Source organism: Streptomyces sp. 2-1, assembly GCF_048564895.1.
Taxonomy (GTDB): Bacteria; Actinomycetota; Actinomycetes; order Streptomycetales; family Streptomycetaceae; genus Streptomyces; species Streptomyces phaeochromogenes.
Map to the genome: position 1 here is coordinate 1 of NZ_CP183384.1, position 13,386 is coordinate 13,386.

6 protein-coding genes are annotated in these 13,386 nt (G+C 67.8%); 4 read left to right on the plus strand and 2 right to left on the minus strand.

Going from position 1 to position 13,386, the window contains the following annotated elements; translation table 11 throughout:
- Nucleotides 1-692: 692 nt before the first annotated feature.
- Nucleotides 693-1,088: an effector-associated constant component EACC1 gene (locus ACN20J_RS50100; protein WP_419669133.1), complete on the plus strand. Its 396-nt coding sequence runs from the start codon at nt 693-695 to the stop codon at nt 1,086-1,088.
- 6 nt (nt 1,089-1,094) lie between these two features.
- A complete protein-coding gene (locus ACN20J_RS50105; protein WP_419669107.1) occupies nt 1,095-5,597 on the plus strand; it encodes a caspase, EACC1-associated type in 4,503 nt (1,500 codons plus the stop codon).
- Nucleotides 5,598-5,935: 338 nt separating this feature from the next.
- Here the strand turns inward: ACN20J_RS50105 and ACN20J_RS50110 are convergent, their stop codons facing one another.
- Together ACN20J_RS50110 and ACN20J_RS50115 are read right to left on the minus strand one after the other, a co-directional pair.
- The gene (locus ACN20J_RS50110) at nt 5,936-7,801 is read right to left on the minus strand and encodes a SpoIIE family protein phosphatase (RefSeq protein WP_419669134.1); all 1,866 of its coding nucleotides are present in this window, start codon (nt 7,799-7,801) and stop codon (nt 5,936-5,938) included.
- Between the two features lie 1,648 nt (nt 7,802-9,449).
- On the minus strand, nt 9,450-10,841 hold the full coding sequence (locus ACN20J_RS50115; protein WP_419669108.1) for a sporulation protein: 1,392 nt from the start codon (nt 10,839-10,841) through the stop codon (nt 9,450-9,452).
- A gap of 294 nt (nt 10,842-11,135) precedes the next feature.
- Between ACN20J_RS50115 and ACN20J_RS50120 the strand changes: the two genes are divergently transcribed.
- On the plus strand, nt 11,136-12,902 hold the full coding sequence (locus ACN20J_RS50120) for an asparagine synthetase B family protein (RefSeq protein WP_419669109.1): 1,767 nt from the start codon (nt 11,136-11,138) through the stop codon (nt 12,900-12,902).
- Between the two features lie 28 nt (nt 12,903-12,930).
- Complete coding sequence (locus tag ACN20J_RS50125) at nt 12,931-13,365, plus strand: NUDIX domain-containing protein (protein WP_419669110.1); 435 nt, start codon at nt 12,931-12,933, stop codon at nt 13,363-13,365.
- Nucleotides 13,366-13,386 lie beyond the last annotated feature (21 nt).

The window sequence follows — 13,386 nt, forward strand, 5'->3', positions numbered from 1 at the left end:
GGCCTGACGGCCCGTCAAGGGAACCGTCGTCGTGCCTGACGGCACGACTGTGCATCACGGAACGGGTTGGCCCTGGCGGGCCAACTAGGTTGGCTTCTGTGGGAGTTGGCAGGCCTGACGGCCTGCTGCAACAAGGGAGTGTGTCCTGCCTGGCGGCAGGACTGAATTGAGTTGAGGCCTCTTCCCCTGACGGGGAAGCACCCGGCGCCTGCCGGCGCCGGTGATGTCAAAACTGGGTGGTTGCGCAGATATTTGAGTTGTCTCCACTCCCCTGCCGGGGAGCCTCGGTCCGCCTGGCCAAGGCCGCCGTGCCTGACGGCACGGCTGTGTACTGGGTGAAGGGTTGGCCCTAGCGGGCCAACTTCCTCGGTTTCTGAGGGGGTTAGGCAGGCCCAGCGGCCTGCTGACTTCGCGTGATGTTCATCCTGCCTGACGGGCGGGACTGTGCCCGGCTGCGCCGGACGATGGGTTGGGTATCTGCTTGGTTGATCGCCAGCACGCTTCTACTGGCTCGAGTTTGTCGTGTGTGCCGCTTTTGGTTCGGAGGTTGCCGCTTAGGTGCATGTTTATGACATGAATCAATAATTGACTGTTATATAGGCTTACTTGATGATTGCCTCCTGTTGTCCTTGTGCAGTATTCCCGTCATACCGGCATGGTGACGGGGATCGGGGGCTCACGTGAACGAGTCGGTGCGGGTTGAGATCGATGGCGGGGCTTCGGGCGATCTCTTGCGGTCGCTTCATACTGCCTTGTCCGGGGAACCTGAGTGGCGTGGGCGGGTTCGCCTCGTGGAGGGTTCCTCTCGGCCGGAAGCCTTGGGGAGCCTGCTGGAGGCACTTGCTGTCGCACTGGCGCCTGGCGGGGTGGCGGTGGGCCTGGTGAGTGCGGTGGTGGCATGGGCTCGGCGGCAGTCTGTCGGAGATGTGGTGTGCAAGCTGAGCCGGCCGGACGGGACATCGGTGGAGGTGTCGGCCCCGCTGGCGCGGAGCCTGCGCGGGGCGGATGAAGTTCGCGCCCTGGTGGAGGATCTCACCGAGAGGCTGGAGAGCGGTTCTTCGGGTTCTGATACCCCCTCCGGGGAGTGATGGGGTATGGGCACTCTCAGTGCGGCTGGGACTCGGGTGCTTGTGGCGGGGTGTGGCACGTACGCCGCCGACTCGGGGCTGGAGGATGTGGGGGCAGTTGCCGCCAGTGTCCGCGATCTCGGGCAGATGCTGGTGGAACGGTGCGGACTGGATGAGAGCAACCTGCGCCTGTTGTTGGATCCTGCTGATCCTGGGGAACTGGGCCGAGCAGTGGCTGAGGAGATCGAGCGGGCCACGGGTCTGCTCTGGTTCCACTATGTGGGGCACGGCCTGGTCAGCCCGAGCGGCCATCTGCATCTGGCGACACAAGGAACACGTGCGGAGCCCGGGTGGCTTGCCTATACGGCGCTGCCGTATGCATCAGTGCGTGATTCGCTGCTGCAGAGCGGGCCGAGCGCCATGGTGGTGACGCTTGACTGCTGCTTTTCTGGGCGGGCTGTCGGGTTCCTGGGACCGAGTCCGGAAGGGCTGGAGGCTGAACTCGCCCGGATCCACGGCGGATTCGTGCTGGCAGCCGCAGCGCGGGAGGAGCTCGCGCTGGCGCCGAAGGGAGCCGTGCACACCGCTTTTACCGGTGAGCTGATCCGGCTGCTGCGCCAGGGAGATCCACAGGCCGGGCCGCAGCTGACGTTGCTGGGTGCATCGAGGTATCTGCAGCGGTCGCTGGGCGAGCGGGGACTACCCGTCCCCCGCCAGCACGCCAGCGGGCGGGCCGGCGAGCTGGTGCTGTGCTCCAATCCCGCCTACCGGCCTCCGGCGGCCGCCGAATCCAAGGATGAGATGTGGGAGGCAGCCGAGAGCGCGGCGGCCGTGTGTCCGTATCCCGGGCTGGTGCCGTTCGGGCCTGAACAGGTGCAGTGGTTCTTTGGTCGAACGGCGTTGCTTCACCAGCTTGCTCGTCGGCTGGCACAGCGGATGGATGTTCCGGAGCCTTTGGTCGTCATCGGCCCTTCGGGGGCGGGAAAGTCGTCCTTGCTCGGTGCCGGTCTGCTGCCGGCTCTGGGGCGGGGTGAGCTGGATCTGCCCGGTTCGGCCAGCTGGCCTCATGCCCGGCTCACTCCGACGGGTCGGCCTCTGGCCGCTCTGGCTGCGGCGCTGGCCCGTCTGGGCGCAGGTGAGGACGTGGAAAGGATTGCCGCTGTCCTGGCGGCGCAGCCTGATCGAGTGTGTGGCTTCGTCACGCGGGTGCTCGAGGCCAGGGCGGGCGGGCAGGGCGTTGAGCGGGCGCGTCTGGTGGTGGTCGTTGATCAGTTCGAGGAGGTCTTCGCGCTGTGTGAGGACCGTCGTGAGCGGCAGGCCTTCATCCGGGCGCTGAGTGCGGCCGCGGGTGGTCGTGGTGGTGTGCCGTGTGCGCTGGTGGTCATCGGGGTGCGGGCCGACTTCTACGCCGACTGTCTGGCACAGCCCGACTTGCAGCGAGTGCTGGGGCAGGCCGTGGTCGTCGGGCCGCTGACAGCAGTCGGCCTGGCCGAGGCGATCACCGGGCCTGCGCAGCTGTGCCGCTTGAAGCTGCAGCCGGGGCTGGTCGAGGTCATGTTGCGCGACCTGGGACTGAAGGCGGAGGGTGACGGGGCCGAGGAGGCCGCGGATGCGGGGGCACTTCCTCTGTTGGCTCATGCCCTGCGGGCGGTGTGGGAGCGGCGTGAGGGTCTCACACTCACGCTCGCGGGATATCGGGAGTCCCGGGGGGTTCATGGCGCGATCGCTGCCACGGCGGACGCCTGCTACGTCGGTCTGGGAACAGAAGCTCTTCAGGGGCTGGCACGGACACTGGTGCTGCGGCTGATCCAGGTCGGCGACAAGACCGATACCCGCCGCCGCGTACACCCTGCCGACCTGCTCAAGGACCTGCCCCTGCCTGATGCCTCGATCGTGCTGGAGGCTTTGACGGAAGCGCGGCTGGTCACTCGGGACACCGACTCCGTTGAGATCGCCCATGAGGTCCTCATCCGCGCCTGGCCGCGACTGCGGACCTGGGTGGAGGAAGACCGGGCCGGACTCCTGATCCGCCAGCGCCTAGCAGCTGCTGCTGCGCAGTGGGAGGCAGCCGAGCGCCAGGACATGGATCTGCGGCAACAGACGGCACTGCTGGGCCAAGAGGTTGCCTGGGCGGCGACCGCCCCCGCTCATCTGCGGCCCACCGCTGTCGAGCGGGACTTTCTGGACGCGTCGGTGGCTCTCGGCCTGCGCCGCACCCGCAGGCGGCGCTCGCTACGGGCCGCGATCAGTGTGCTGTCGGTACTGGTTCTCGTGGCCGGCTTGCTGGCCTGGCAACGGTCTCAAGCCCTGACAGCGAACCAGCGGCAAGCCACAGCACGCAACATTGCCGCCCGGGCCGACACCCTGCGGCAGTTCGATCCCCAGACCGCGATGCTGCTGAACATCGCCGCGTGGAAGACCGCGCACGTCCCCGAGGCACACTCCGGGCTGCTGACCGCCACCGTTCAGCAGGACCAGGACACCTTCCCCCTGCCGGATCGGCCCACCGCAGATCGGAACCTGTCTGAAGACGGGAGCACCGTAGTCAGCGTTAGCGGCGACGGCCCAGGCACGGTGCAGGTCTGGGACGTCAGGTCCAAAATGCTCATCAAGAAGTTCAAGGTGCCCGTGCGGCAAAAAGACCAAGAATCGTGGGGTTCAGCGCTCAGCGCCGATGGAACAGCTCTCGCAGTACCGTCCGGGGATGGAGTACGGCTGTGGAAGACGTCAACGGGCCGGCCTGTTTCTGCTGCTGTGGGTGACAGAGGCAGCCGGCCGCTGGCGTTGCGCGGCACAACGCTCGTGCTGGCTATGCCAGACCGTGTCGAGGTGTGGGATATGGAGTCACACCATCGGATGGCCTGGATCGGCCAGACGGCAAGTGCGGCAGAACTCGGCGGAACGGACCGGGTGGCTCTGTGTCACTGGCCGTCTGAAGAGTCCGGCCGCGGGGCCCACTTGGCGTTGTGGGATCTGCGAACCGGGCGCAGGGTCGGGAAGGAGCTGAGCTCTTCCCCGGGCAACGCGGTCTGCGACCAGGGCTCATTACGCTTCAGCCCTGGTGGAAAACTCCTGGCTGCTCCGGTGTTCACCGGCCTGAGCACAGGGACGGTCCGTATATGGGATGCACGGACGGCTAAGCCGTCCCATCAGGACATCCAGGCCCCGTTCACTGTCCAGGCACCCGGTTTTCCTTTCACCACATCCGTCGCCTTCAGCCCCGACGGAGAGAGACTGGCGGTGGCCGACGACACGGCCATCATCCAGTACAGCGTCGGGTCGACAGCGACTGGCACTCTGCTCAACTACCCACTGCAGAACGAGGGTGCGGAGTACCTCAGTTTCACGCCGGACGGACAGACGCTGGAGTTCCTGCGCGGCAGTGATGCCGGCGCTGCCGTACGATCGATCCGCCCGCTTGCCGGCACACCACCTACCTCTACGAGCTCCAATGCGGTGGGCACCATCAGCGGCGACGGAACGGTTGTGGCGGCACAGAGCACAGACGGCGACCGCAACAAGGTGCGGATCATGGACGGGGACACGGGGAAAGCCACCGGTTTCGTCGCAAGGACGCTGCGCTGGCCCGACTCGCCCAGGCCTGATGCCACCTTGGACAGCCCGATGGCGCTGAGCCTCAACGGAGAGATCCTGATCGTCGGCGACCCCCAGGCCTCTACCGCGACGGTCTGGAACACCCGCTCGCATGAGATCGTGCAAGAGCTGGTCTTCTCCGCACCGGTCAGTCAGCTGTCGTTTGCAATGGGCGGGGGCTTGTTGCTGAGCGCCGACGGCAAAGTCGTGGCAGCCACCGTCGGTGACGATAAAGTCGTTGAGGCGCGCAGCGTCACCACCGGTAGATTGATCCGCACTGTCCGAGGCACCTCAGGCCAGCTCCTAGCGATCAGTGCCGACGGGCAACTTCTGGTGAGCGATGACGGGAACATCACTAACCTGAAATCAGGCAAGCGCCGGCACGTCGTCCTTGCCCACTACACCACAGCCACTCAGGCAGCCTTCAGCCCGGACGGACGGTTCCTCGCCGCGACCGACTCTGCAGGCGGCCTGGCCCTGTGGAACGGCAAGGCCACCAGCCGGCTCACCTACCTCGACGGGGGCAGCGGCTACGCCTACGGGCACGGAACACGCAATCGCGGAGGCGTCCTTGCCTTCTCAGGCGATGGCAGCCTGCTGGCCGTTGAGCACCCTCTCGCTCCCAAGGTCCAACTGTGGGATACCCATACCCTGCGTCACATCGGTGCCGCCCTGCCTCTGGCTCCGCACGGTGAGGACTTCCTCGTCTCTCTTCTGGCCTTCGGTCCACAGGAGAAGACTCTGCGAGCGGTCGGAGGTGCTGTTAGTGCTCCGGACGACCACGCATCGGACAGTAGTTCGGCCTTCTACACCCAGTCGCCGCTGGACCCCGCCACTCTCATCGAGGGTCTGTGCACACGCGTGGGACGGAATCTCACCAGAGCAGAGTGGGCGCTGTACATCCCGGAACTCTCCTACCGGCTTGTGTGCGCATGAACGGGTGGTGGGCGGGACATTGCCGTGAGGCGAGCGTCGTGGGGTCTGGGTGCCCGAGAGCTGCGTGAGGCCAGGCCAGCGCTGCCGGGCTTGTTCAGAACAGTGCGCCAAAGAACATCCGGGGTGGTCAGGGCAGAGACGCCCATGGCCGAGAGCGGCTCCCGGCCGGGGCGTCACCATCAAGACGCGTCGTTCCCTTCTGGCGCGGTGTGTCTCGCCAATGACGGTGAGGCTTGGACCTCGCTCAGCGTGCGACCGCAGGGCCTGAGGGCTCTGACCGTTGGTGCAGCGACGGTGCGTCACGCCGCTGGGTAGCTGGCCAGTGTCTCCAGGAGTCCTCAACCTTGTTCCTGATCTGGTTGCTGGGGCAAAGCCATCTCGAACCAGACGAGTTTTCCGGTGGCGAGCCGACTGGCGCCCCACCTCATGGAAATCTTGTCGACCAGGAAGATCCCTCGTCCGCCCTCGTCGAGGAAGCGTGAACGGCGCAGCCGGGGCAGTTGCGGCGCATCGTCGGTGACCTCGCAACGCAGCACGTCCGAGCGCAGTAGCCGCACCGTGACCTGCCACGTTGCGTAACGCACGGCGTTGGTCACCAGCTCGCTGACAAGTAGTTCCACAGAGTCCGTGAGCTCCTCGAGATCCCAGCGGGACAGTGCCTCGCGAGCCAGCCGGCGGGCCCGGCCCGGCGCCTTGTCCTCCGGGTCGAGGGACCAGGACACCACGTCGCTGGAGGCGATCCCCTCGAAGCGGGCGGCCAGCAAGGCGACGTCGTCGTCCCGGTCACCGGGGCCGAGTATGTCGAGTACCTGATCGCACAACGCCTCCAGCGGCGGCGGACGATCGGGGCCGGTCAGATGTGCGATGGTGCCCAACTCCTCACGCAGCTGCTCCATCCCGGTCCACACGTCACGCAGCCGCGACTCGACCAGACCGTCGGTGTAGAGCAGCAGGGTGGCACCGGCGGGCGCGTCCAGCTCGACCGCCTCGAAGTCCACCCCGCCCACACCGATCGGGGCACCCGGCGGTACGCGCAGGACCTCGGCCCGGCCGCCCAGGTGGAGCAGGACGGGCGGCGGATGGCCCGCGTTGGCAATGGTGATGCGGTGCGCGACCGGGTCGTACACCGCGTACAGGCAGGTCGCCATCCGGTTGCTGCCCAGCCGCTGGGCCTGCTCGTCCAGATTGTGCAGGACCTCCTGCGGCGGCAGGTCGAGCCCGGCGAGGGTCTGCGCGGTCGTCCGCAGCTGGCCCATGATCGCCGCCGCCGTCATGGAGTGGCCCATGACGTCACCGACGACCAGCGCGACCCGGCTGCCGGGCAGCGGGATCGCGTCGTACCAGTCGCCGCCGACCCGGGCCGTCTCCGCGGCGGGCAGATAGCGGGACGCCAGCCGCACACCGGTCGGCCGGGGCAGCGTCTCGGGCAGCATCGTGCGCTGTAACTCGCCCGCGATGTACAACTGGCTTCGTTCCAGCAGGGCCCGGTCGATACCCAGCGCGCTGTGCGTGGCCATCTGCGCTGCGACCAGCACGTCCGCGTCGTCGTAAGGCTCGTGTTGATAGCGGATGAGGACGGCGAACCCGAACAGTTGCCTCTTACGTTGGAGAGGAGCAATGATCGCGCTGAACTGCCCGGGAAGCGGCCCTTCAGTGATCTCCGCGAGCGCGGCCTGGGACAGAACGTCATTGATGGCGACGGGGCGGACGTTGGCGAGGATTTCTGCCAGTGCACCGTCTGCCGTAAAGGCGAGGTTCTCTTCGGGGGTCAGCAGGATCAGCGGAGCCTCGGCGGCGGATTCTGCTGGAATGTGCGTGCGGTGGGCGAGGCGCAGGTTGTGCGGGCGCAGCGTTTCGTAGTCCTGCAGCGGCGTCCTGAGGTAAACGAGGATTCCGTCGGCGAACTGTGGCACCGCGGCGTCTGCGAGGGCGGTGACCACTTCGTCGACGGTGGTTCCGGAGGCGATGCGCTCGGTGGCGGCGCCGGCCAGTCTCATGCGGTCCAGTGACAGCGCTACAGCGTCCGCACGCCCAACCGGTGTGGTGGAGTCGCTGGTCACGGGGTTGTTCGTAGTTGTTGCAAAGTATTGTCCGTCAGGTTGCGTCCGGGCCGATTCGCTGTCCGCAGGGGGCGTTGGCGGTACCGTCTCGCCGGGGATGGTCCGGCTGTCTGAGTTCTCCCCCTGCGGCACGGTGACGTTCAGGCCGAGGTCCTCGGCGGCCTCCTGTACCGCGCTGTGCTCCCGGTCCAGTGCAAAGCGCACCTTCTCCAGGGTCTCGTCGACGGCGTCGAGGGTGGCCTCGTCGGGCTCCTGCTGCGTAACAGGAGCGGGCAGTGGGCGGCTGCGGATGTCTTCTCCCCGCTCGCCAGTGGCCGTTTTCGTTCTGAGTTCCTGCAGTTCGGCTTCCAGTTGCTGGATCCGGCGTGCCGCGTGATCGGCGACGGTCTGGGCCGTCTGCCGCTCGCTGTCTGCACGGGTCAGCTGAGTGCGCAGTTGGTGCTCTTGGGCCTTGGCTCGGTGTCTCATCCGCTCGAGGCCGGTGACTTCTTCCGGATCACCCGGCGTGGAATGGTTCAGCGCGTCGATACGCCGGGTGAGTTCCACGACTTTCGCCTGAGCCTGGCCCAGCATGCCGAAGAGGATCGTGGCGATCTGCAGGGCCTGTTGCCGTCCGTGCTCGCTGGCTTCGAAGGCCTGACGGGCACGGTTGAGCTCCTCATAGGCGGTGAGGGCCCGTTGCTGAGCGTGGAGGACTTCCCGCGCAGTCACTTGAGGGCCGCTGCCGTCCGTGGCGGTGGGCGCTTTCTCGGCGGCCTCCCATAACTGCCGCGGTTGCTCCAGTCGCTGCTGTACGGCCTCGTGGTCATCATCCGGGAAGCAGACGTCGGCCACTGCTTCGACCAGGTCCCACGCCAAGCCCTCGCCCGCCAGCTGACTGCGCAGTCTGCGCAGCGTAGGAATCTGACCGTCGCCGAAATGGTCGCTCGTGAGCCGGTGATGCAGCTGTTTCACGGTCACCCCGGCCGTGCCCAGCCATGACCGCAGCATGCCGACGACTTCGTTGGTCTCCGCACACGAACCACGCGCCGGTGACCACGGACGCCCGGCCCGAGTCTGCTCCCCCACGGCTCGGCCCTTTCACGCGAGTTGTTCCGGCATAAACACCGGCTTGTTCCTGTAACAACATCCAACCGCTCGCACTCGTCCGTGCGCCGGGAAACGGTGGGTTCGCTCTCGAACTTGACTACTTCGGCTACAGGCGGTGTTACGTGTGTCTCCTCGCTCCGTGATGGTGCTGGCTCTGCTCGCCACAGTTTTGGCGCTGTCCCTGGCGGCAGGCGCTGCAGCTGCCGCACTCGCGCGTTGGGACGGAGCCACGGTTCCCACCGCCATCACCCGTGCTGCCATGGCTTTTGGCGGAACTCTCTCGCTGGGCATCGCCCTCATAGCCTTGTTTGTATCCGCATGGGGCTGAGACCGTCGCCGGGCAGCCCGAGAGGGCGCAGGCAGGAGTGGCCGCGTCGGGCGGCTGCACGGCGCATCTTTTCCTGCCGCCTTGCCGATCTGATCAGCGAAGCCGCTCCGGTGTGTCCCCACCGGCTGGTGGTAGAGAGCCGCCAGGGCGGCGGCCGGGTGGCGCCGGGCGTCGGTCAGGGGCGTCGCCAGCCGGCATGAGCCAGTGAACGAGGTGCCGTCCCGGCTGGTCACACCGATCTGTGCATCGAGCCCAGCTCATTCTGACCGGCGCGCGGGAGCCGGGGATGCTCCAGATGCCCTCGGGGTGGCCTCTGCACCCGGGTTGCCGCGGACGGCAGATCGTTCGGGTGCCGTCCACGCCAGCTGGCCGTGTTCAGGCGGCGACGCCGAGGTCGGCGCGGGTGCGGTGAATAAACGCGCGGACGGCCGGCTCGCGCCGCCAGGGGGCGAGGGCAGCGTTGAATTCGCGGACGTAGTCCTTGGCGCGGGAGGACTGGACGCGGGCGAGGATGTCGACGGACCGGTTGCCGAGTTCCAAGCCGTGGTCGAGGTCGCGGGCCTGGAGGTGGGCGGTCCCGACGATGGCGAGCCGCATGCCGACGGAGCGGGTGAACACCCCGGTCGGCATCGCGGTGGCCTGCTTGTTCCAGCCGAGGGCAGCCTTGGGGTTCTTCAGGTCCCGGAAGACCTCAGCGGCGTCCGCCGAGAGGCGGGCGTGGTGATAGAAGTCGATCCAGGCGGGCTCGTCGCCGCTGTCGTCCTTCGTCTGACCCAGCAAATCCTCGGAGGCTTTCAGGGCCCGGGAAGCGGCCCGGGGGTCGTTCTCGCGGGCGTGAGCGCGGGCTTCGATCAGCCTGGTGAACGCCAGCACCCTGGGGACGGCCTGCCCCTTGGCCCGCTCGAAGGCGCCCTGGGCCATGTCCACGGCCTCGGACGCGAAGCCCCTCATCAGGGTCTGCATGGCCATAGTGGTCAGTACGTAGCAGCCCAGCTGCACGTCGCCACCCGCGCGGGCGAGGCGGAGGGCCTGGATGAAGTGGCGCTGGGCGGCATCGTGCTGGCCGACGTCGAAGGCTGTCCAGCCAGCGAGCCGGGACAACTGCGCGGTGACGGAGAAGAGTTCACGGCCGATCTCGTCGGAGAAGCTGCCCTGCAGCAGCGGGCTGGCCCGGTGGTCCAGACAGTCGGTGACGGAGTTGGCTTTCCAGTTCCCGCCGCCGTATTTGGAGTCCCAGCGGCGGGCATCGTCGGCGGCCTTGCGCAGTTCGTCGAGGTCGGCCCGGCCGACCTGCTGGCCGCCGCTGTGGTCGGCGGTCTCGTCGGCGGGGGTGACGAGCCATCGGGTGACGGGGGTGGTGAAGGCGGAGGCGGCGAAGCCAGATCCGGCCAGGAAGTCGCGGCGGTTCACAGAGCTCCAGAACGAAGTGGCGACGCGGACAGCGTCGGCGGGGTCCCTGGGGAAATCCAACCCCACGTCCACGTCGGTTGTCTCCGCCTCGCCCATGCCGATCTCGCCCAGGTTGACGGGCCGGCCGAGCCGTTCGCCGATGGCCTGCGCTAACAGCTTTGGGACCGGCCATTTCGGCGTCATCCCACGCCTGCACCAGTTCGCCACCGAAGTATGTGAATAGTCCGTCTCTATCCCGGCGGCATGGGCGAGCTGATTGACGCGCAGGGCCAGGGACTTATGGCTCGCGCCGCTGGCTTCGATGAGCCGGGCCAGGTCCGCGTTCGGCGGACGGGTCCGGCGGGTGGTCGGTGCCACGACCTCTCCCCTTGCCGGTCTCCCGGACCGCGGCCGACTCGAACAGATGGCTGAGAACATTTCTGTACTCGCCTGTGATGAGGAGTCGTACACGTTCCGTGTGTTGGGTCACCGAGGGTATTGCCTTCCGGCCCGCGGTGGACCCCGTCTGCGAGTTGTGAGCCCCCCTGCGAGCCCTCCCTGCTCATCGTCCGGGCGGCTGTGATGAGAGTTCAGGCTGCCGCCGGGACTGGATGGATCTTCTTCTGGCGGCGGCCGCCGCCAAGGCACCACCTGACTCGGGGGTGAACAGAGATGTGCGGAATCGCAGGGCTGGCCGGAGCCGACGCCGTCCGGCACGAGCGCACGGTCGGCGCCATGGGGGCCTCGCAGGCCCACCGGGGCCCGGACGGCACCATGCACGCCGCTTCCAGCGACGGGCGGGCGGTGCTGGCCATGAACACGCTGCTGATCGTCGGCCCGCAGGCGATGCCCGGCCCTTACCTTGAGGATGAGTCGGGGGTGCTGCTGGCGTTCAACGGTGAAATCTACAACTTCCGTCAGCAGGCCGCTGCTTGGGGCATCGCTCTGGCAGCCCGGGAGAGCGACGCACACTTCCTGCTGCGGGCCTGGGCGAAGATCGGACCGTCCTGTCTGGAGGGGCTGGACGGCATGTTCGCCATCGCCGTCTATGACCCGCGCGTTGGCGGGCTGTTCCTTGCCCGCGACCGGCTCGGTGAGAAGCCGCTCTACTGGCGTCTGGACGGCGGCCGGCTCGCGTTCGCCTCCGAGGTCACCACCCTGGCCGGCTACGGCGCCGCCCCGCTCGTCTTGCGGCCCGAGGTGATCGCGATCGAGACGCCAACTGGTGTCGACACTCCCTTCCAGGGCATCCAGCTGCTCGCCCCGGCCACGCTGCTGGCCTTCGACATCGCGAGTGGCTCCCTGGACCAGCACACCTACTGGAAACTCCAGGACTGCCAGCCCTTCACCGGCACCTACAGTGAGGCCCTGGCGAAGTTCTCCGTCGTGCTGGCCGAGCAGATCCCGCTGCGGGCCCCGGGCTGCGACTTTGCGCTCTTACTCTCGGGTGGACTCGATTCGTCGGTGCTGGCCTATCTGCTGCGGCCGCCGGTCTGTGTCACCGTCCGCTACCCGGGACAGGATCGGCTCGACGAGTCGCAGATCGCGGCCCAGATCGCATCCGACATCGGGGCCGAGCTGGTGGTGGTCGAGCCGGACCACGTCGACTTCACCAAAGTGCTGCCGCACATGATGTCCGCTCTGGACTACCCGATGGGCAACGCATCCACGTTCTCCGAGTACATGGCGTACCGAAAGGTCGCCGAGCTGGGGCTGCGGGTCGTGGCCGGCGGGCTGGGCCCGGACGAGTTCCTGATGGGCTACGTCCGTCATTGCCTGGTCCTCTTCGGCCCGGACGCGGTCCTGGCCGCAGGGATGGACGCCTACCGGCCACTGGCCGCGAAGCTCATGCACGCCGCCGGTGAAGTCCTGGATCCGGCAGAGGCGGCGACCCGGCTCGTCCTGCGCGGCCCCGACCCCGAGAGGCGGATCCGCGACCTCATCGCCGCCGCGATGGAGCGGGCCGGCGGGGATCTGGCCCGCGGCCTCACGCTCGCCGACCTGGCCACGGCCTGGCGGCCGCTGGTGATGACCAGCGACAAGCTCGCCTCCGCCTACGCGTTGGAACGCCGCTCCCCCTACCTGGCGCGGGAGCTGGTCGAGCTGTCCTACCGGCTGCCCGTGGAGCACAAGATCTGTCACCCCGCCGAGGGCAAGCGGATTCTGCGGGACGCGGCGAAGGCTCTCGGCCTGCCCCGCGAGGTCTGGGGCAGCCGGGACAAGCTCGGCTTCGCCAGCCCGGTCCCGTCCTGGCTGAACGGGCAGCTGGCAGCCTGGGCGGACGCGCAGATCCATACCGCCCTCACTGAGGCCCCGGCGTCTTGGAGGCCGCTGCTGGAAAGCGGGCTCAAGCCGGGCGGGCGGTTCGACCGCACGAGGATGCAGGCCCTCATGGCGGCCGCCTGGTTTTGCGACCAGACGGTGAGGGCTGCCGCGTGATCCTCAACTTCCTTACTACGGTGTCCGAATGCACCAGATCACCACCGCCGAAAGCCCGGCCACCGCCCGCGGCGCCGTCGCGATCATCGCCAACCGCCGCAGCGAACTCCTCCTCCACCTCCGCGACGACCTGCCCAACATCGCCTGGCCGGATCACTGGAGCGTCCTCGGCGGCGGCTGCGACCCCGGCGAGACCCCGCGCGAGACGATCGTCCGCGAGCTCGACGAAGAAGCCGGCCTGACCATCGACGGTCTGACCGAGCTCTTCGAGATCCGCGACGAGCACGGCTCCGGGCAGCTGATCACGTTCTTCGGCGCCTCCTGGGACGGCGACGAGAGCGCCCTGCCCCTCGCGGAGGGCGTCAAGCTCCAGTTCCTCGCCCCTGAAGACCTCGAATTCCGCACGATCCCGCCGTTCATCCGGGACGGGATCAACCGCTATCTGGCCGCCCGGCCCGCCTGAACACCCGCCCTTCGGGGCGGG

What these genes read in the sequence shown, in the direction of transcription:
- ACN20J_RS50105 (WP_419669107.1), top strand. Translation starts at nt 1,095, where the DNA reads ATGGGCACTCTCAGTGCGGCTGGGACTCGGGTGCTTGTGGCGGGGTGT.
- ACN20J_RS50125 (WP_419669110.1), top strand. Translation starts at nt 12,931, where the DNA reads ATGCACCAGATCACCACCGCCGAAAGCCCGGCCACCGCCCGCGGCGCC.
- ACN20J_RS50120 (WP_419669109.1), top strand. Translation starts at nt 11,136, where the DNA reads ATGTGCGGAATCGCAGGGCTGGCCGGAGCCGACGCCGTCCGGCACGAG.